This is a genomic window from Candidatus Roseilinea sp. NK_OTU-006 (genome assembly GCF_012931985.1).
GTDB lineage: Bacteria > Chloroflexota > Anaerolineae > J036 > Brachytrichaceae > JAAFGM01.
Genome location: NZ_JAAFGM010000002.1, coordinates 1 through 17,618 on the forward strand (window position 1 = coordinate 1; position 17,618 = coordinate 17,618).

A 17,618-nucleotide genomic window follows, 5' to 3' on the forward strand; every position below is an offset into this window, starting at 1 on the left:
CGAGCAGATATTGCATGCGTTAGCTGACGACGCCGACGCACTTCGCAGGCTGGTTGATTGGCGTTGGATCAAAGACAACGTCCAGGCCCTGTCCTTATTTAGCACGCCTTGATGTGGCAGTTGGTATAAGAATTCTCTCGCCCCTGCGGGAAGAATCGAGGGCGACTTACCACGCGAGGGCTTCACCGTCAGTTGCAGCGTGGGGGCAGGTGAGCAACGCCCAGCCTTCGGGCGACGCGCGTATCTCCGGGCCTCAAACCCGCGCGCGCCTGACATCGCCCAACGTCAGTTTGTGGATGAAGCTGACGCTCAACTGCCGAACAACTGGTTTGCCAAAGCCTCGCCTTGCTGAGGAACGTAGATCGGACCGAACTGCGCCTCGAAGCGCTCGATATTCTGCTGCAACGCGCGCAGCAGCAGTTTGGCGTGCATCGGCGTGGTCACGATCCGCGCGCCGACGCGCGCGGTCGGCATGTTGGGCAAGATGCGCGCGAAGTCCAGCACGAACTCCGAGGGCGTATGCTGGATGACGACGAGGTTGGAATACGTCGCATCTAAATGCGCAGGCAGCTCGATTTGCAGTCCCGGTGGGCCGGATGCCTGGGGAAGCGGTTGAACTGATTGTGGCGGAGTCATGGCGTAAACAAAAGAACCTGACGGCTGAGCGCATGCGTCAGGTTCCTGAGCGCAAATGAGAGGTTAGAAGGGAATATCTTCAGCGGGCTGATCACCGCTGTCGCTTTCCGAATGGCCGGACTCGGCCTCATCACGCGGGCTTAAAAAGCGCACCGTGTTTGCGATGATTTCAAAGCTCGCGCCCACAGTCCCATCCTGTCGGGTGAAGACAGCGGGGCCGCCCGTCTTTGGATCAACGCGCAGACGGCCTTCCACGAGCACCATCTTGCCCTTACTGAGATACTGGTTTACCGTCTCCGCCGACTTGCCGAATACGGAGACGCGAAACCAGGTCGTCTCCTTTTGCCGTTGCCCGTCCTTATCGCTCCAGACGCGGTCGGTTGCAAGGCTGAATGACGTGACCGGCTCGCCGCTCGGCATGTAGCGCATCTCTGGATCGCGGCCAAGGCGCCCGACAACCGTTACACTTTGATACATAGGCTGCTCCCTCCTGGCTGTCTTGAATCAGAGTCTTCTTGCTGGATTGTAACCGACAACTTCATCCCGCGCATGCGCTCGATTTCATCTCATTCATCTCGCGCCTCCACGGCGGATGTATGCAACCCATGTGGAGTCTCCACGCGTGACGGCGCGATGGCCGGCGCCGGCCTCCTGGCGCGATGCACGCGCTAGGCGCCGTATGGCGCGATCGCAGCATCGTCGCAGGTCGCTACGGACGTGCGACGACGTTGCTGTGCGCCGATCAGTTGGACCGGCTCGATAGCGAGGATGTCTCACGGAGGATGCGCCGCCAATACTGCACAGTCAGTCGCCCCCACATCGCGCGCTCCTCCGAAGTCAGCGCATACATGGCCTGCGTCAGGCGTGTGCGCGTGATGGGCGTCATCTTCTCCATCGGCTCGCGCGCATCCAAGACCTCGGGATGGCTCTCGATCCACGCCGATCGGCGGCGATTCATCTCGGCGCTCAGCTCGGGCAGGCGGCACACATGCGCGCCGATCAGTTGCATCTCCGGCGTGTAGAACGCGATGATCGGCAGCCGCACACCGCCATCGGTCCCGTCCATCTTCAGCGACGACGCATCCTGCGCAATAGCCTGAATCACGTCGGCGTGCGTCGTCGGCCGGAACAGGCGCAAGACCAACGTCCGCACTTGGGCTGACAGCCGGCCGATGATTGGCACATCGCGCAAGGCGTCGAGATTGGCATCCTCGGTCGCAACGGCGACGTTGATCGGGATTGGCAAACCTCGAAAGAAGGCCAGGTCATCCGCGCTCAACGCTTCGGTTGCCTTGACGAAATTGGCTCGAAAATTCTCTTTGCCTTGAGCCATGGTGGCCATGTATTGCTCGAGGCGCAAGCCCATCTCGAATTGTCTTAATGTGGTCATCGCTGATCTTGGGTGAGAGCGCGATGAGTATAGTCGAATGTACTTGCGCTAACTGCCCCCATCCAGGCGCCGCACGCGCGTTGAGGACAAGACGGGCGCGCCACCGGAGTGGCGACCGGCATCCCAGAATCGCGCGCTGCGCGGCGCGAGGCCCGTGGAATAATGCTCGCAGATGAAACACGGGATCAGTTTGGTATGCGGCGTCGCATGCGCGACGCTCCTCCTCGCCTGCGCCGGCGACCCGCCCCCCGAAACGACCACCCGCGATCCGACGCCGGCCATCCGGGCCACCATCCAGTCCAACACGACACAGTCGCCGGTGCCGATACCCACCGCAACGCGACATCCGATCCCCATCGGCACGCCCACACTCGACCCGCCGCGCCCTGTCCAATCGGGCAGTGTATTGACCTTCACCTATACGGTGCAACGCGGCGACACGCTCATCGGCATTGCATACGCCACCGGCACGACGCCGGAAGCATTGCAACGACTGAACGGCCTGCGCAATCCAAACGCCCTCCAGGTTGGCCAGCAACTGCTTATCCGTCGCCAGATCGAGGGGCGCGCGCCGTCCATCAAGCTGATCCCCGATAGCGAACTGGTCAACGGCCCGACGGCAGCCGCATTTGACGCGGCCACCTTCATCGCGCAGCAGGGCGGCTACCTCAGCCGTTATACCGAAGTCGTCGCCGGAGAGTTGCTGACCGGAGCGCAGATCGTGGAGCGCGTGGCCGAACAGTTCAGCGTGCATCCGCGCATCCTGCTGGCTGCGCTGGAATACGTGGGCGGGTGGGTGACGCAGGCGCAACCGAGCGAGGATCAACTGCGCTACCCGCTCGGCTATAAGCGCACGAACTTGGAAGGGCTGAACGTGCAGTTAAACTGGGCTGCGCTCCGCCTGAACGAAGGTTATTATGGCTGGCGCTTGAACACGCGCGGCTATGTGCGGCTGGATGACGGCGCTTACCTCGCCATCGGCCTCGGGGTGAACGCCGGCACAGCCGGACTGCAGAACTATCTGGCAGCGATCAGCACGCTCTCAGACTGGCCAACCATCGCTGAAAGCGACGGCGAACGCGCGTTCATGCGCACCTACCGGCGGTTCTTCGGCAATCCCTGGCAGTATGATTTCGGCCCGCTTATCCCTGCAGACCTTCGCCAACCGCCATTGGCGCTGCCTTGGCGCAAGGGCGAGATGTGGTACTTCACCGGCGGACCGCATAGCGCCTGGGGTCCGGGCACCCCCTGGGGCGCGCTAGATTTCACGTCGGCCAACGTAGCCGGCTGCACCGAACTGCAGGACTGGGTAACGGCTGCGGCCGACGGCATTATTACGCGCAGCGCGCGCGGTGAGGTCGTCCAGTCGCTCGACCCCAGCGGCGACGAGCGCATCGGCTGGAGCGTGTTGTATCTGCACATCGGCAGTCGGGACCGCGTCCCCGTCGGCGCGCGGGTAAAGGTTGGCGACCCGATCGGCCATCCTTCATGCGAGGGTGGGCTGGCGCAAGCGGCTCACCTCCACCTGGCGCGCAAATACAACGGCGAATGGATCAATGCTCAGGGCGCGACACCGTTCAATCTGGAGGGCTGGACCGCCGTGGAAGGCCCGCGCGAATACGACGGCGCACTGGTGCGGGGGGACCGGAGGCGCGAGCCGTGCCAGTGCAAGCGTCCCGACCTAAACGGCATCGTGCGGTGAGCGCACAGCCGGCGCCATCAGCGAATCAGGCTGAGCACGTTCAGGATGGCGTTGCGCGACTCGACTGAATCGGCGGCGATCACGCCATGCCGCTGAAGACCGCGCTCGTCCTCGAAGCGCAAGCGAGCCGCCGGCATGCTGCCATACTGCGTCGCCACATCGAAGAGTTGCACCTGCCTCAGCCGACGGATGGCGACCGACCACGGGCTGGCCGAATCCGTGGACTCGAAACGCGCCTCGTGGGGCGTGGCGCTGAATCGCGCTGGGACGCTGCGCAATACCAGATCGTCGAATGGGCGGCCCAGCGCGCCGAACCATAGCAGCGCCGGCGGATTCGCAGCCAGGCCAGCGCTCCAAGGCAGCGGGATCGCGTAGTCCAGGCGCTCGACCAGTTGCCCGATGAACGCCGCGGCCATTAACACGACCAACAGCATCGCACCCAGCCGAGAGAGCAGATTCGCGAGCACGACGTTCGGCGGATGGCCGACCTGAAGATAAAGCGCCGGCTGTTGCGTCCCCTGCCCCATCATCACTTGCGCGACCAGGGTGACGTATCCCGCAGAATCGCGCACGGGGAGATTTTCATCGGCGACCCAGATCGCATCGGACGTGCCCGGCGCCATCAGCGGAATGTAACGGCTGCCATACCACTCGAACCCGCCCAGGTTGTAGCTGGTGCGATAGGCGCCGGTCGGATCGAGGATGCCGCTGACGCGCACATAGGTGTTAACGCTAGCAATCGAGATGTCGCCGATGGCGACATCGCGGACGGTCTGGTTTTCGAGCTGCCCTGGGCGAGCAAAGAGCACGAGGCCGAGCGCAACCACGACCAGCAGGATGAACACCCAGCGGGCGAGGTTGCTTCGCCGCAGACGGTAGCAGGCTGCGGCAAACCCATCGAGCGCGCAAGCGAGGGCGTCACCACCAGCCACGTCGGCGAATATACAACAGCATGGCCAGCGGCATCCCGATCATCAACAACATGCTGGCGAGAAAGAACAACCAGTGGTTTGTCTCGAAGGTCAATTCGATGCTGCCGCCGAAGAAATTCATGCCGAAGAAGCCGGTGATGAACGTCAGCGGCAGAAACATCAGCGAAACGATCGTCAATGTCTTCATGATGGCGTTGGTGCGATTGGCGGCGACCGAAAGATAGGTGTCGAGCACGCCGCTCACCACGTCGCGCAGCGATTCGTTCAGGTCCACCAGGCGCACAAAGTGGTCATACACATCACGAAAATACACGCGATCCTTGTTGTCTATGACTGCGAAGTCGCCGCGCGAGAGCTTGTTGAGCACCTCGCGTTGTGGGCTAAGCACGCGCCGCAAATCCAGCACGGCGCGCTTGAGCCGGAAGATGCGTTCGACCAGGTGCGCGTCCGTCCGCTCGAACACCTCGTCTTGCAGCAAATCCACGGCTTCATCCATCGCATCCATCACCGGCAAGTAATCGGTCGCAATGGCGTCACATAGCTCATACAGCAAGTAGTCCACGCCGCGACGGGTATGGCGCGCATCGCGCTGGGTAATGCGCCATTGTTGTTCCAGAGCGCGGACGGCTTCCGTCCGATACGTCACCAAGTAGTTCGGACCGACGAAGAGGTCGAGTTCGCGCGTCTCCAATTGCTCCTTGCCGCGTTCGAAATGAACGGCATGCAGGACGATGTAGAGATACGATCCCCAATCATCCACCTTGGGCACATGGCTTTCGATCAAGGCATCCTCGATCGCCAGCGGATGAAACTCAAACACGTCACGCAGGATGCGCAGGGCTTCGGGATGCACCCCGTTTTCGTCTTCCGGATCGCAGATGTCCACCCATAACACGTTGGATGGATCGGCGATCAGTCTTCGAATGTCCACGTCGCCGGGATACTCGGCCGGCGGGCTTTGACCATCACCGCATAACACGCGCACCATAGCAGCGAATTATTGCCCTGGCGAAAATAGATACTACAATGCACAGCGTCGTCTCTCGCGCCCGCGGCGGCACATGCGACTATGAACACATTTAACCGCGTCTTTGTCATCGCCATGCTGAGCATGTTGCTCGTCCTCGGCGCATTTGCGCTGGTGACGCCGGCCGGCTTCCTCGCCCTGATGCAGGCGATTGCCCACTGGTTTCGCGGCACCGTATTCGCCGCATATTCGGATACCGGGCGCGTGCTTGTGCGCCTGATCCTGGCGATCATTTGGGTGGCCCTGATCGGTTTGCTGTTGTGGTGGGAATTGCGCCGACCCGGGTCGCGCACCATCGAAATTGCTCGCTACACCGGCGGCAGCACCATCCGCATCAGCACCGAGGCCGTGCAAGAAAAGGTGAAGGAACACGTGGACGCCATCGCCGGCGTGCTCGAATCCAGAGTGCGCGCCACCGGCCGCAACCGGACCGTTGAACTGAGCCTGGACGTGTCCGTGACGAAAGAGGTGGACCTCGTCGCCAAAGCCGAAGAGGTTGCCGCTGTCGCGCGGCAGGTCGTACAAGATCAGCTCGGGCTCCGGCTGGCCAGTAAGCCGCAGGTGGCTATCAAGGCCAAAGCGGGCAGGCCCGTCATCGCCAAACCGCTGCCGGTTCAAGCGCAGCCTGCGCCCGCCCCTGCGCTTCCGCCGACGCCGATCCTGTCCGAGGAAGAGACGCCCTATCTGCCGCCCGCGGCGACGGAGCCGGAGCGCACGCCGCCTGATAGCCACGACCCCGAACCACAGCAGCCAGCCTGACGCTGCGCCGCACAACACATGATGGAAACCCGCGAACCCGTCACCGCCGTCGTTTCAACTGCGACCGAGGCTGACCCCGCCGAGGTGCCTCTCCCACTTTCGTTGGCTGCACAGCTCGAAAGCCTGCTCTACGTGGCGAGTGAACCCGCGACGCTCAACGCGCTTGCCGCAACGCTTGATGCAACGCCTGGCGAGATCGAGGCCGCGCTCGAAGAACTCTCCGCCCAATACCAAGCGCGCGGCATCCGCCTGCAACGCCTGGGCAACCGCGTGCGGCTGGTCACTGCGCCCGAGATGGGCGCGCGCATCCAGAAATTCCTGGGTTTGGAAGAGGTGAATCGCTTATCGCAAGCAGCGCTGGAGACGCTCGCCATCATCGCCTACAACCAACCGATTACCAAGCCGCAGTTGGAGGCGATCCGTGGCGTGAACTGCGACGGCGTGATCAACACGTTGCTTGCCCGCAACCTGGTACAAGAGTTAGGCCGCGCCGATACAGTGGGACATCCCATGCGCTATGGCGTGTCGTTCGATTTCCTCAACCATTTCGGGCTACGCGGCGTGCACGAGCTGCCGGCGGTTGAACGGCTGGACACCTTGCCGCTCTCACGCACCGAGCAGGAAGCGGCGGCCGGCGCTTCCACTTCCGATTCCGAAGCCGACCCCACAACGCCGCCGCCTCTGGATGCTGACCGTTAGTCGCTAACGATGCGCCTGCAAAAGTTGCTCGCTCAGTCGGGCTTCGGCGCGCGGCGCAAGTGCGAAGCGCTGATCGCCGCCGGACGGGTCACCGTCAACGGCCAGGTTGCTCAACTCGGCGCAACCGTCTCGCCCGGCGATGACGTGCGCGTAGACGGCACACCCATCGCCCCGCCGGAGGAGAAGATCTACATCGCCTTGCACAAACCGGTCGGCTACGCTTCCGACCGCAGCAACCCACGCAACAAAACGGTCTTCGACCTCGTTCGGGTCCCACAGCGGCTGTTTGCCGTAGGCCGGCTGGATAAGGACAGCAGCGGCCTGATTCTGCTCACCAACGATGGGGAATTCGCCTACCGGCTGACTCACCCTAAGTTCGAGCACGAGAAAGAATATCACGTCCTCGTAGCCGGTCGGCCGAGCGAAAAGGCGCTGCAACAGTGGCGATCTGGCGTGTTGCTGCCGGGCGAGACTGCGCTCACCGCGCCCGCCGACGTGCAAGTGCTGCGCCCTCAACCCGACGTCCCCCCAGAGGCGATGGGGGGCGTCTGGCTGCGCGTCGTCATGCGCGAGGGGCGCAAGCGACAAATCCGCCGAGTCGCCGGGTTGCTCGGCCATCCGGTGCGCCGCCTGATCCGGGTGCGCGTTGGATGCGTGACGCTGGGTGGTTTAGAATCGGGTCAGTGGCGCAGGCTGACGGTCGGCGAAGTGGCAGCGCTGGCGCGCCACAGCACCGATGGCAGATCCACCCAACCGCCCCATCCGCACGATCGCGATTGACGGCCCGGCCGGCGCGGGCAAGAGCACCATCGGCCTGGGGCTGGCCAAGCACTTGGGCTTTTTGTATTTCGACACCGGCGTCATGTACCGCGCGGTGACGCTGGCGGCTTTGCAACGCCAGATCGCGCCAGACGACGAAGACGCCGTGTCGCAGCTCGCCGAAAACGTCCTGATTGAGGTCTTGCCGCCGCGCGTGGACGACGGCCGGCAATACACCGTTCGCCTGGACGGCCAGGACGTGACCTGGGCCATCCGGCGACCAGACGTAGACGCCGCGGTGTCCGTTGTGTCGGCCTTTCCGCGCGTGCGCCAGGCGATGGTCGCCCAACAGCGGCGCATCGCGCGCGACGGCAACCTGGTGATGGTCGGCCGCGACATCGGCACGGTTGTCATGCCGGACGCCGACCTGAAGATCTACCTGGATGCCAGCCTAGAGGCGCGCGCCTGGCGGCGCTACCGCGAGTTAGAAAGTCGTGGCACGCCGAGCAGCTATGCCGATGTGCTGACCAGCATGAAGCAGCGCGACGAACTCGACCTTTCGCGGGCCACTTCGCCGCTCCGCCCGGCACCGGACGCCTTCATTGTAGACTGCACACACATGGACGCCGACGAGACGCTCGCCCGGGTGATCGCGCTCGTGGCCGAACAGAACGCCGCCCGCCCGGGCACACAGGCGCAGCCGGCCGGCGTCGCCGTCGCGCCGGAGAACGACCGATGACGCAATCCACCATGCGCGCCCCGGGCAAACAATCCACGTTCACCCGGCGCTGGAAATGGAACAAGCGCGCGCCGCTGCGCAGCTTCTACAACGGTTGGCTGCGCGCTTGGTACGTGCTCGGCATGAGGCATCGCGTCATCCACCCCGAACACATGCCGAAGACCGGCGGTGTGATCGTGATGATCAACCATATCAGTTGGGCCGATCCGTTTGTAGTGCTGGCGGCGCTGGGCCGGCCGATCACGCCGATGGCCAAAGTAGAAGCCTTCGAGGATTGGCGCGTGCGCTGGTTAGTGGAACCCTACGGCGCAATCCCGGTCCATCGCGGCGCGGTGGACCTGCACGCGATCAAATCGGCGACCGAGGTGCTGCGCGCAGGCGGCGCAGTGCTCATCGCGCCGGAAGGCACGCGCAGCCACACCGGCGCATTGATCCACGCGCAGGAAGGCCTGGCCTTTCTGGCGACGCACACCGGCGCATGGGTCGTGCCCACCGGCATCGTCGGGACGCCGGAGATCTTGCCCGCGCTCAAAAGGCTGCGTCGGGCAGCAGTTACAATCACTCTGGGTGAGCCGTTCAAGCTCGATCCGGGCCATGAGAAACTCTCGCACGCGCGGCTCCGGGAGCTGACCGACTACGCGATGCGCCGACTGGCCGCGATCTTGCCGGCGCCCATGCGCGGCGTCTACGCCGACGTGTAACGCGCCGCATCCGAGCGACGATGGGGATCATCCAATCTGTTGAACCGGGCAGCCTGGCCGACCGCGCCGGATTGCGCGCCGGCGACGACCTGCTCGCCATCAACGGCCACCGGCTGCGCGATGTGATTGACGCGCAGTTCTACGGCGCAGAGGATCGCGTGATCTTCCGCTTCGCGCGCGCCGGCGTAGAACACGAAATCGCCGCGCAGCGCGACTTCGGCCAGTCCCTGGGCATCACCTTCCAGCACCCCACCTTCGACATTGACATCCGGCGCTGCAACAACTTGTGCCCGTTTTGCTTCGTGTTACAGAACGCGCCCCGCATGCGCCGCGCGCTTTACATCAAAGACGACGACTACCGCTATTCCTTCCTATTCGGCCACTTCGTCACGCTGACCAACCTGAGCGACGAGGACTGGGCGCGCATCGCCGAACAACGGCTGACGCCGCTCTACGTGAGCGTGCACGCCACCGACCTGGAGACGCGGCGCAAGTGCCTGCGCAATCCGAATGCGCCGGACATCATGGCGCAATTGCGCTGGCTGGCCGATCACGGCATTGCCACGCACACCCAGGTGGTCGTCACGCCCGGGCTGAACGACGGCGAACGCTTGGAAGAAACCGTGCGCCAACTGGCGACGCTCTACCCCCACGTGATGTCGGTGAGCGTGGTGCCGGTCGGCTTGACCCAGCATCACAAATACGGCTATCGCCCGCACACAAAGGCAGAGGCCGCCGACACGCTCAGACGCGTCGAGGCCTGGCAGGCCGAGTTTCGCCGAGCGTTCGGCGTCCGCTTCGTGTATGCCACCGACGAATGGTATCTCGTCACCGGCCGCCGTGTGCCGCCCGAGCGCGCCTACGACGGCCTCGCGCTCCAGGAAAACGGCTTGGGCATGGTGCGCGATTTCCTCGACGAATGGAAGCGCGTGCGGCGCACAGAATTAGCGGCGTCCGACCCTTCTCGGCTTCCCACTTTCGACTCGCCATTCCGCAACGCAACACTGGTCACGGGCACCCTGTTCGCGCCGGTTTTAGCCAAGGCTGCGCGCGAGTTCACACAAATCACCGGCGTTCCGCTGCGCGTCGTGCCGGTGAAGAACCGGCGGCTAGGCGAAACGATCACCGTCGCCGGCCTGTTATGCGGCGAGGACGTCATCGGCCAACTCACCGGCGCAACAGGGGAGCTGATCATCCTTCCGCGCATCATGTTCGACCACCCCAACGGCATTGCGCTAGACGACGTATCGCCCACAGACATCGCCCGTGCCCTAAACAGACCCGTCGCGTTGGCCGATCGTATGGGTGACGTCGTAGACGCGCTGACGGGGAAGAATAGACTTGTCTTCATGCCTCAGGCAGACGTGGCCCAGTTGCCGATCGCTCGGGAAGGCGGCTGGGCAATCGAGAAATACTTGTAGCCTTCCGCGCAACGCGCCGACCAAAGCCGTACCGCGCAAGGCATTACAATTAAATCTAGGCTATGCGAACCATAAAGAATCGAAGGGTTATCCTGGCCCTGGTGGCCACGCTTATCATCAGCGGAGCCCAGAGTGCCCGCGCTCAATTCCAAGGGGTCGAATTAGTCGTGGTGTCGCCCAGGCTCAACGTCCGGAGCGCGCCCAGCACCGGCGACAGCATCATCGGACAGCTCACCTGTGGTCAGAAGGTGATTGCCGATGCCAAGACGATTGACGGCGCTTGGTACCGGATCAACTTCAACGGACGCGCTGGTTTCGTCTTTGCGCAGTTCGCTGTCCCCGGTGGTAGCTGTGCGACTCCCGGCGCGGCGCCGGCGGCGGTGCCGACAGCCGGCAACGGCAACGTCACCGTGATCTCCGAGTTCTTAAACGTGCGCAGCGCGCCGAGCCTGAGCGGTCAGATCATCGGACGACTCAAGCGCGGCGACAAGGTGCAAGCGACAGCCAGAACCGCCGACGGCAAGTGGCTGCAAATTAATTACAACAATCAGACCGCTTATATCTTTGCGTCGTACACTTCATTCGGCGGTACAGCGGCGCCCGTAGCTTCGGCGCCTGCGCCGGTGACCCCACGCGGCAATTGGACATTTGAACTCGGCGGGCACATGGGCAGCACCAACGTCTTCCCCCAAATGCGCGACATCGGCATGACCTGGGTGAAGTTCCAGACGCAAGACACGGATATCCCCGGGCGCATCGCCGCTGCGAAGGCCAACGGCCTCAAAGTGTTGGTCGGCGCCGTCGGCGACCGCGCCCGCGCCGCCGATCCCAACTATCACAGGGAATTTGCTGCTTATCTGGCCACATTGGTCCAACAAGGCGTGGACGGCATCGAGGTGTGGAATGAACCCAACCTCGACCGCGAGTATGGCGGGCCTGGCAACGGGCAGGTTAACCCGGAGAACTACGCCAACATGCTGCGCGAAGCCTATCTCGCGATCAAGGCGGCCAACCCTAACGTCCTGGTGATCGGCGCAGCGATGGCCCCCACAGGCTACTTCGGGGGCAACTGCACCAACGCCGGCTGCGATGACGCGCCCTTCCTGCAGCGCCTCGCTGCCGCCGGCGCAGCGCAGTGGATGGACTGCATCGGCGCACACCACAACGGCACGATGGTCGGCCCGGACCAGACCAGCGGCGCGCCGGTCGCCAACGACCACCATCAATGGTACTTCTGGGGGACGCTGAACGTCACGTACAACGCCTTCGGCGGCCAGGTGCCGGTCTGCTGGACTGAACTGGGTTATCTCACGCCGGAAGGCATCGGCCCCATCGTCGCGCCGAACTTCCAGTGGGGCAACAACATTACGCTGGCGCAGCAGGCGCAATGGCTGGCGCGCGCCGCGCAACTCTCGCGCGAGAGCGGCAAAGTGCGCCTGATGATCATCTGGAACATGGATCGCCGGCAATACGACGCCGAAGACCCCCAAGCCGGCTACTCGATCTTCCGGCCGGATGGCTCATGTCCCGCATGCGCTGCGCTGAGGGCGGTGATGGGACGCTAGACGCGCAGCAGAAGGCCGTGTCGTTGTAAAGCAAAAGCGAGAGGCAGCCGGCTGCTTCTCGCTTCATTTTTTGCATACACGCTCACCGACGACGATTCAACCATGTGCGGCATCATCGGTTACATCGGCCCGCGCAACGCGATTTCGGTCATCCTCAACGGCCTCCGGCGCCTGGAGTATCGCGGCTACGACTCCGCCGGCATCGCCATCCTCGGCGACAACGGCATTCGCGTCACCCGCGCCGTAGGCAAACTGTCGAATTTGGAATCGAGATTGCAGCAAGGAGGAGACCGCCCTTCATTCGCAACGCGCGATGCGCCACGCGCAATCGGCATCGGCCACACGCGCTGGGCCACGCACGGCGGCGTGACGGAGCACAACGCGCACCCTCACCTGAACGACGCCGGCACGCTCGCCGTCATCCAGAACGGCATCGTCGAGAACTTCATCGAGCTGAAAAGCGAGCTGCTCGCCGAAGGGGTACGCTTCCGCAGCGAGACGGACACCGAGGTGATCCCTCACCTGGTGGACCTGTACATGAAGGCCGGCATGCCCTTCGCGCGCGCCGCATTCGCTGCCATCGCCAGGCTGCAAGGCTCGAACGCCGTCGTCATGATGAGCGCGCAGGAGCCGGACAAGTTGATCGCCGCGCGGCTGGGCCACGCGGGCGGCATCGTCATCGGCGTCAACCCCGACGAGACGTTCGTGGCTTCCGACATCCCCGGCATCCTGGATTACACGCGCAACGTGATCTTCCTGGAAGACGGCGAGTGGGCCATCGCCCAGGCCGGCCAGGTCCGCGTGTATCGCTTGGATGGCGCGCCGGTGAACAAGCAGCGCCTGACAATTGCTTGGGACCCGGTCAGCGTCGAGAAGGGCGAGTATCGGCACTTCATGCAGAAGGAAATCTTCGAGCAGGCCCGCGCCGTGACCGACACGCTGCGCGGCCGGGTCAACTTCGAGACCGGCGAAGTCGCGCTGGAGCACCTGGAAGTGGGCACAGGCCACGCCGAGGGGATTCCGGCGCGCATCCACACCGTCGCCTGCGGCACGTCCAAACACGCCGGGATGATCGGCAAATTCTTCATCGAGCGCATCGCGCAGGTGGCCGTCGAGGTGGACTACGGCAGCGAGTATCGCTACCGCGATCCAATCATCGAGCCGGGCATCGCTGTGTTGGGCATCACCCAATCCGGCGAGACCGCCGACACGCTGGCGGCCATGAGCCTGGGCAAAGCGCGCGGCGCGCGCATATGGGCCATCGTCAACGCGATCGGCTCGCAGGCCGAGCGCATGGCCGAGGGCGTCATCCACATGCGCGCCGGGCCGGAGATCGGCGTGTGCAGCACCAAGACATTCCTCACCTCCATCGTCGATCAGTATCTGCTGGCCTGTGCGCTGGCGCAGCGCGTGCGCAGGTCGGATGCCGACGGTCGGCCCGACCCGTATGCGCTGGCGAAGGATTTAGCGCTTCTGCCCGGCCTCATCAGCCAGACGCTCAAACCCGATCCGATCTACGAGGCGCTCGCTCATCGCTTCCACGACCGCCGGCATTTCCTCTTCCTGGGGCGCGGGATCAACTACCCCATTGCGCTGGAAGGCGCGCTCAAGCTGAAGGAAATCAGCTACATCCATGCCGAGGGCTACCCGGCCGGCGAGATGAAGCACGGCCCCATCGCGCTCATTGACGAGACCATGCCCGTCGTATGCGTCGCCGTGCAAGACGGCGTATACGAGAAGATGATCTCGCAGATCGAGCAGGTGAAGGCGCGCGGCGGCATCGTCATCGCCATCGCCACCGAAGGCGATGACTTCATCCGGCAGAAGGCGGACTATGTGATCAACGTGCCGGCGGCACCAGCACTGCTGACGCCGGCGCTCACCGCGATCCCCATGCAACGCCTGGCCTACGAGATAGCCACGCACCTGGGCTGCGACGTGGATCAACCGCGCAACCTGGCCAAGAGCGTGACCGTGGAATAAGAAAGCGGCTATGCTTGCAACACCATGAGCGATCACATCAAGCTATTCATCCCCGGCCCGGTCGAGGTGCGCAGAGAGATCCTCGACGCGCAAACGCAATGGATGATCGGCCACCGCGGCGCGGCGTTTGAGGCGCTGTTCGCGCGCGTTCAAGCTAAGTTGCGCCGGGTGTTCTTCACACGCAGCCGCGTCTTCCTCAGCACCTCATCCGGCACAGGGCTGTGGGAGGCCGCAGCGCGCAACTGCGTGAGCGACGACCCAGACGCCGGCGTGCTGGCGACGGTGTGCGGCGCGTTCAGCGAACGCTGGGCCGACGTGTTCGAGCGCAACGGCAAAGCAACCGTCCGGCTGCGCGTCGAAGAGGGCAAGGCGATCAAGCCCGAGAGGGTGCGCGAGGCCCTGCTGGCCCGCGCCGCCGACCCGAACAAGAAGCCGTTTGAAGCCATTGCCATCGTGCACAACGAAACCAGTTGCGGCGTGATGAACCCACTGGCCGAGATTGTGGCCGTAGTCAAAACGCTGTCCCCCGACACGCTGATCCTGGTAGACGCCGTCAGCTCATTGGGCGGGGTGAAGATTGACTTCGACGGCCTCGGCCTGGACGTGCTGCTGGCCTCGTCGCAGAAGTGCTTCGGGCTGCCGCCCGGCCTGGCATTCGCTGCGGTGAGCGATCGCGCGCTGGCCAAGGCCAAGACGATCAAACATCGCGGCTACTACTTCGACTTCGTCGAGCTGGAGAAGTTCCTGCAGAAGAATCACACGCCCGCCACGCCGGCCATCTCGCTGATGTTCGCGCTGGACCGGCAACTGGACGACATGCTGGCCGAGGGGTTGGAGAACCGTTTTGCGCGACACGCTCGCCTGGCACAGCTCACCCGCGCATGGGCGCGGGCGCGGTTCGGGCTGTTCGCCGAGCCCGGCTACGAGTCGGACACGGTCACGTGCGTGAGGAACACGCGCGGCATAGATGTGAGCGCGCTGAACAAATTCCTGGCCGATCGCGGCATGCACATCTCCGACGGCTACGGCAGCCTGAAGGGCAAGACTTTTCGCATCGCGCACATGGCCGACGCCACCGAGTCGGATATGCAGGCGCTCTTCGACGCAATTGACGCATTCTTGAGCGTGTGAGCCATCACGGCGTCGCGGTAGGCGCGATCGCGCCAGCGCTTTGCATCAGCACGCCCAGGCGCACGCGCGCCGTCGCAAACAGCGTATCGTTGCCGGTGCGCTGCGCGATCTCGGCGGCCGCCTCCAGGTCTTGCATCGCCCGCCCAAGCTGATTGACGGTCTCGTAAGCCGTCGCGCGGGTCAAATAGGCCTCGGCGGCGTCAGGCTCAGCCGCGATCAGGCGCGTCATGTCGGCGATCACCTGATCGTGCTCGCCCAACATCAAGTAGACCTGCGCTCTTTCGATCAGAAAGTCCCGCTCGCCCAAGATGGCGCGGGCGGACTCGAACGCAGCCGCGTTGGCCGGGTCGTTTTGCCGTTCGAGCAACGCGCCCTTCCACACAAGCAGGGTCGGGTTGGACGGCGCGGCTTCTAGGCCGCGCTCGATCGCCTGGAACGCGCGCGCCACATCGCCCTCGACCAGCGCGGCCTGGGCTGCAAACAGCGCGTCGCCCACCGGGTTGGGCGGAAAGAGCACGTCGCGCAGCAAAAAGCCGACCACGCCGATCGCCGCGATGATAGCCAGGCCGGCGGCGAATTGCTTGAGGCGCCGGCGACGGTGGGCCGCGACCACTTCCTCCAGCGCCCACCACGGCGCTTGCAAATCGGGGGCGATGGCGCGCCGCAGGGCGACGAACGCTCGCTCCCCGCCGGCCGCAGCGACGATCGGCTTCGCCTGTTTGATCAGGCGCTCTTCCACCGACTGCAGGCGCGCTTCTTCGGCGCGCATATCCGCGCCAGACGCGCGCAGCTCATCGAGCAGCCGATGCGCCCGGGCCACGTGGGTCAACAACGCGCGGACGTTCTCCGGCGCGATGGCGACGAGCGCCTTCTCGGACTCCGCGATCCAGGCGCGCAGCACATCGCCCTGGTTGAGGATGCCCACTTCCTGCTGCAGCTTGCTCATCCTGCGGATGATTCTACCGAGCTGTAAGCCGATGTGCTATTCTTGCGTCGCAGCACCATGGGACTCTCAACCGGCATTGTGGGGTTGCCGAACGTCGGCAAGTCCACGATTTTTAACGCCTTGACCGCGGCCGGCGCGTTGGCCGCGAACTACCCCTTCGCCACAATCGAGCCGAACACCGGCATTGTGCCTGTGCCCGACCCACGGCTGGACGAGATCGCGCAGCACATTAAGACGGCACGCATCGTGCCGGCCACGATCGAGGTCGTGGACATCGCCGGCCTGGTGAAAGGCGCGTCGCAAGGGGAGGGGCTGGGCAATCAGTTCCTCAGCCACATCCGGGCGGTGGACGCCCTCCTGCACGTCGTGCGGTGCTTCGAGAATCCCGACGTCGTGCATGTGGATGGATCGGTGGATGCGGTGCGCGACGTGGAGATCATCGAGCTGGAACTCGTGCTGGCCGATTTGGAGAGCGCCGAGCGACAACTGGAGAAGAACAAGCGCGCCGCGGCGCAGCGCGATCCGGAAGCAATTCAGCGGGTTGCCGTGCTGGAGCCGATGGTGGCGCTGTTGAAAGAGGGCCGGCCCGCGCGCCTGGCGCTGGCCGGCATGGACGCCGCCGCGCAGCGGCTGGCCAAATCGCTCGGCTTCATCACTGCCAAGCCGGCGCTCTACGTGGCCAACGTAGATGAGCACGACCCGACCGGCGCGTCGAACCCTCACGTGGCGCGGCTGCGGGACTGGGTCGCGGCGCACAACGGAGAGATGGTCGTCCTCTCCGGCGCCATCGAAGCAGAGATCGCCGCGTTGGAGCGCGCGGAAGAGCGGCGCGAGTTCCTGGCCGGCCTGGGACTCGCAGAATCGGGGCTGAATCGGCTGGCGCGCGCGATCTACAAGCTGCTCGGCCTACAGTCGTTCTTCACGGCTGGGCCCAAGGAAATCCGCGCCTGGACGATCCCCATCGGCGCAAAAGCGCCGCAGGCCGCCGGCGTCATTCACTCCGACTTCGAGCGCGGCTTCATCCGCGCCGAGGTGTATACGCTGGACGACCTACGCACCTACAAAACCGAGGCCGCGATTCGCGCCGCCGGGAAATTACGACTGGAAGGCAAGGAATACGTCGTGCGCGATGGCGACATCATGCACTTCCTATTCAACGTGTGAGGCGCGTTAGCGCGTGAGCCGTTGACGCGGGCATGGCGTAAGCCGCGGGTCGGGGATGCGATCG

The 17,618-nt window shown here is 64.2% G+C and carries 17 protein-coding genes; 11 read left to right on the plus strand and 6 right to left on the minus strand.

The genetic code is table 11. The features are described 5' to 3' along the window. Window positions 1-309 precede the first annotated feature (309 nt). From GXH28_RS01455 to GXH28_RS01465, 3 genes are all read right to left on the minus strand, one after another. On the minus strand, window positions 310-636 hold the full coding sequence (locus tag GXH28_RS01455) for a DUF3467 domain-containing protein (RefSeq protein ID WP_169237232.1): 327 nt from the start codon (window positions 634-636) through the stop codon (window positions 310-312). A gap of 63 nt (window positions 637-699) precedes the next feature. Continuing rightward, window positions 700-1,113 (minus strand): single-stranded DNA-binding protein, encoded by a 414-nt coding sequence (locus tag GXH28_RS01460; protein ID WP_169237233.1) that lies wholly within the window; start codon window positions 1,111-1,113, stop codon window positions 700-702. 265 nt (window positions 1,114-1,378) lie between these two features. Continuing rightward, window positions 1,379-2,026, minus strand: coding sequence for a hypothetical protein (locus GXH28_RS01465; protein ID WP_169237234.1), 648 nt, complete (start codon window positions 2,024-2,026; stop codon window positions 1,379-1,381). 172 nt (window positions 2,027-2,198) lie between these two features. Here GXH28_RS01465 and GXH28_RS01470 point away from each other — a divergent pair, with 172 nt between their 5' ends. Then, the gene (locus GXH28_RS01470; RefSeq protein ID WP_169237235.1) at window positions 2,199-3,728 is read left to right on the plus strand and encodes a LysM peptidoglycan-binding domain-containing protein; all 1,530 of its coding nucleotides are present in this window, start codon (window positions 2,199-2,201) and stop codon (window positions 3,726-3,728) included. Window positions 3,729-3,745: 17 nt separating this feature from the next. Here GXH28_RS01470 and GXH28_RS01475 read toward each other — a convergent pair whose 3' ends face one another. Together GXH28_RS01475 and corA are read right to left on the minus strand one after the other, a co-directional pair. Continuing rightward, entirely contained in the window at window positions 3,746-4,660 is a 915-nt protein-coding gene (locus tag GXH28_RS01475) for a hypothetical protein (protein ID WP_169237236.1), read from the minus strand. After that, window positions 4,647-5,648 carry a magnesium/cobalt transporter CorA gene (gene corA, locus GXH28_RS01480; RefSeq protein ID WP_169237237.1) on the minus strand — a complete coding sequence of 334 codons (1,002 nt, stop codon included), beginning with the start codon at window positions 5,646-5,648 and terminating at the stop codon, window positions 4,647-4,649. The genes GXH28_RS01475 and corA overlap by 14 nt, the downstream gene beginning before the upstream one ends. A gap of 81 nt (window positions 5,649-5,729) precedes the next feature. Here corA and GXH28_RS01485 point away from each other — a divergent pair, with 81 nt between their 5' ends. From GXH28_RS01485 to GXH28_RS01525, 9 genes are all read left to right on the plus strand, one after another. Beyond that, window positions 5,730-6,446, plus strand: coding sequence for a hypothetical protein (locus GXH28_RS01485; protein WP_169237238.1), 717 nt, complete (start codon window positions 5,730-5,732; stop codon window positions 6,444-6,446). 18 nt (window positions 6,447-6,464) lie between these two features. After that, window positions 6,465-7,145: an SMC-Scp complex subunit ScpB gene (gene scpB, locus GXH28_RS01490; protein WP_240550109.1), complete on the plus strand. Its 681-nt coding sequence runs from the start codon at window positions 6,465-6,467 to the stop codon at window positions 7,143-7,145. A gap of 9 nt (window positions 7,146-7,154) precedes the next feature. Continuing rightward, on the plus strand, window positions 7,155-7,925 hold the full coding sequence (locus tag GXH28_RS01495) for a pseudouridine synthase (protein ID WP_169237239.1): 771 nt from the start codon (window positions 7,155-7,157) through the stop codon (window positions 7,923-7,925). Further along, entirely contained in the window at window positions 7,882-8,643 is a 762-nt protein-coding gene (gene cmk, locus GXH28_RS01500) for a (d)CMP kinase (RefSeq protein ID WP_169237240.1), read from the plus strand. The genes GXH28_RS01495 and cmk overlap by 44 nt, the downstream gene beginning before the upstream one ends. Next, on the plus strand, window positions 8,640-9,344 hold the full coding sequence (locus GXH28_RS01505; protein WP_169237241.1) for a lysophospholipid acyltransferase family protein: 705 nt from the start codon (window positions 8,640-8,642) through the stop codon (window positions 9,342-9,344). Before cmk ends, GXH28_RS01505 begins: the two co-directional genes overlap by 4 nt. 20 nt (window positions 9,345-9,364) lie before the next feature. Next, complete coding sequence (locus GXH28_RS01510; protein ID WP_169237242.1) at window positions 9,365-10,765, plus strand: DUF512 domain-containing protein; 1,401 nt, start codon at window positions 9,365-9,367, stop codon at window positions 10,763-10,765. A gap of 62 nt (window positions 10,766-10,827) precedes the next feature. Next, entirely contained in the window at window positions 10,828-12,330 is a 1,503-nt protein-coding gene (locus tag GXH28_RS01515; RefSeq protein WP_169237243.1) for an SH3 domain-containing protein, read from the plus strand. 102 nt (window positions 12,331-12,432) lie between these two features. Then, window positions 12,433-14,313: a glutamine--fructose-6-phosphate transaminase (isomerizing) gene (glmS, locus tag GXH28_RS01520; protein WP_169237244.1), complete on the plus strand. Its 1,881-nt coding sequence runs from the start codon at window positions 12,433-12,435 to the stop codon at window positions 14,311-14,313. Between the two features lie 24 nt (window positions 14,314-14,337). Next, the gene (locus GXH28_RS01525) at window positions 14,338-15,444 is read left to right on the plus strand and encodes a pyridoxal-phosphate-dependent aminotransferase family protein (RefSeq protein ID WP_169237245.1); all 1,107 of its coding nucleotides are present in this window, start codon (window positions 14,338-14,340) and stop codon (window positions 15,442-15,444) included. A gap of 4 nt (window positions 15,445-15,448) precedes the next feature. Here GXH28_RS01525 and GXH28_RS01530 read toward each other — a convergent pair whose 3' ends face one another. Beyond that, the gene (locus tag GXH28_RS01530) at window positions 15,449-16,390 is read right to left on the minus strand and encodes a hypothetical protein (RefSeq protein WP_169237246.1); all 942 of its coding nucleotides are present in this window, start codon (window positions 16,388-16,390) and stop codon (window positions 15,449-15,451) included. Window positions 16,391-16,447: 57 nt separating this feature from the next. Here GXH28_RS01530 and ychF point away from each other — a divergent pair, with 57 nt between their 5' ends. Next, window positions 16,448-17,554 carry a redox-regulated ATPase YchF gene (ychF, locus tag GXH28_RS01535; protein ID WP_169237247.1) on the plus strand — a complete coding sequence of 369 codons (1,107 nt, stop codon included), beginning with the start codon at window positions 16,448-16,450 and terminating at the stop codon, window positions 17,552-17,554. Window positions 17,555-17,618: the final 64 nt, after the last annotated feature.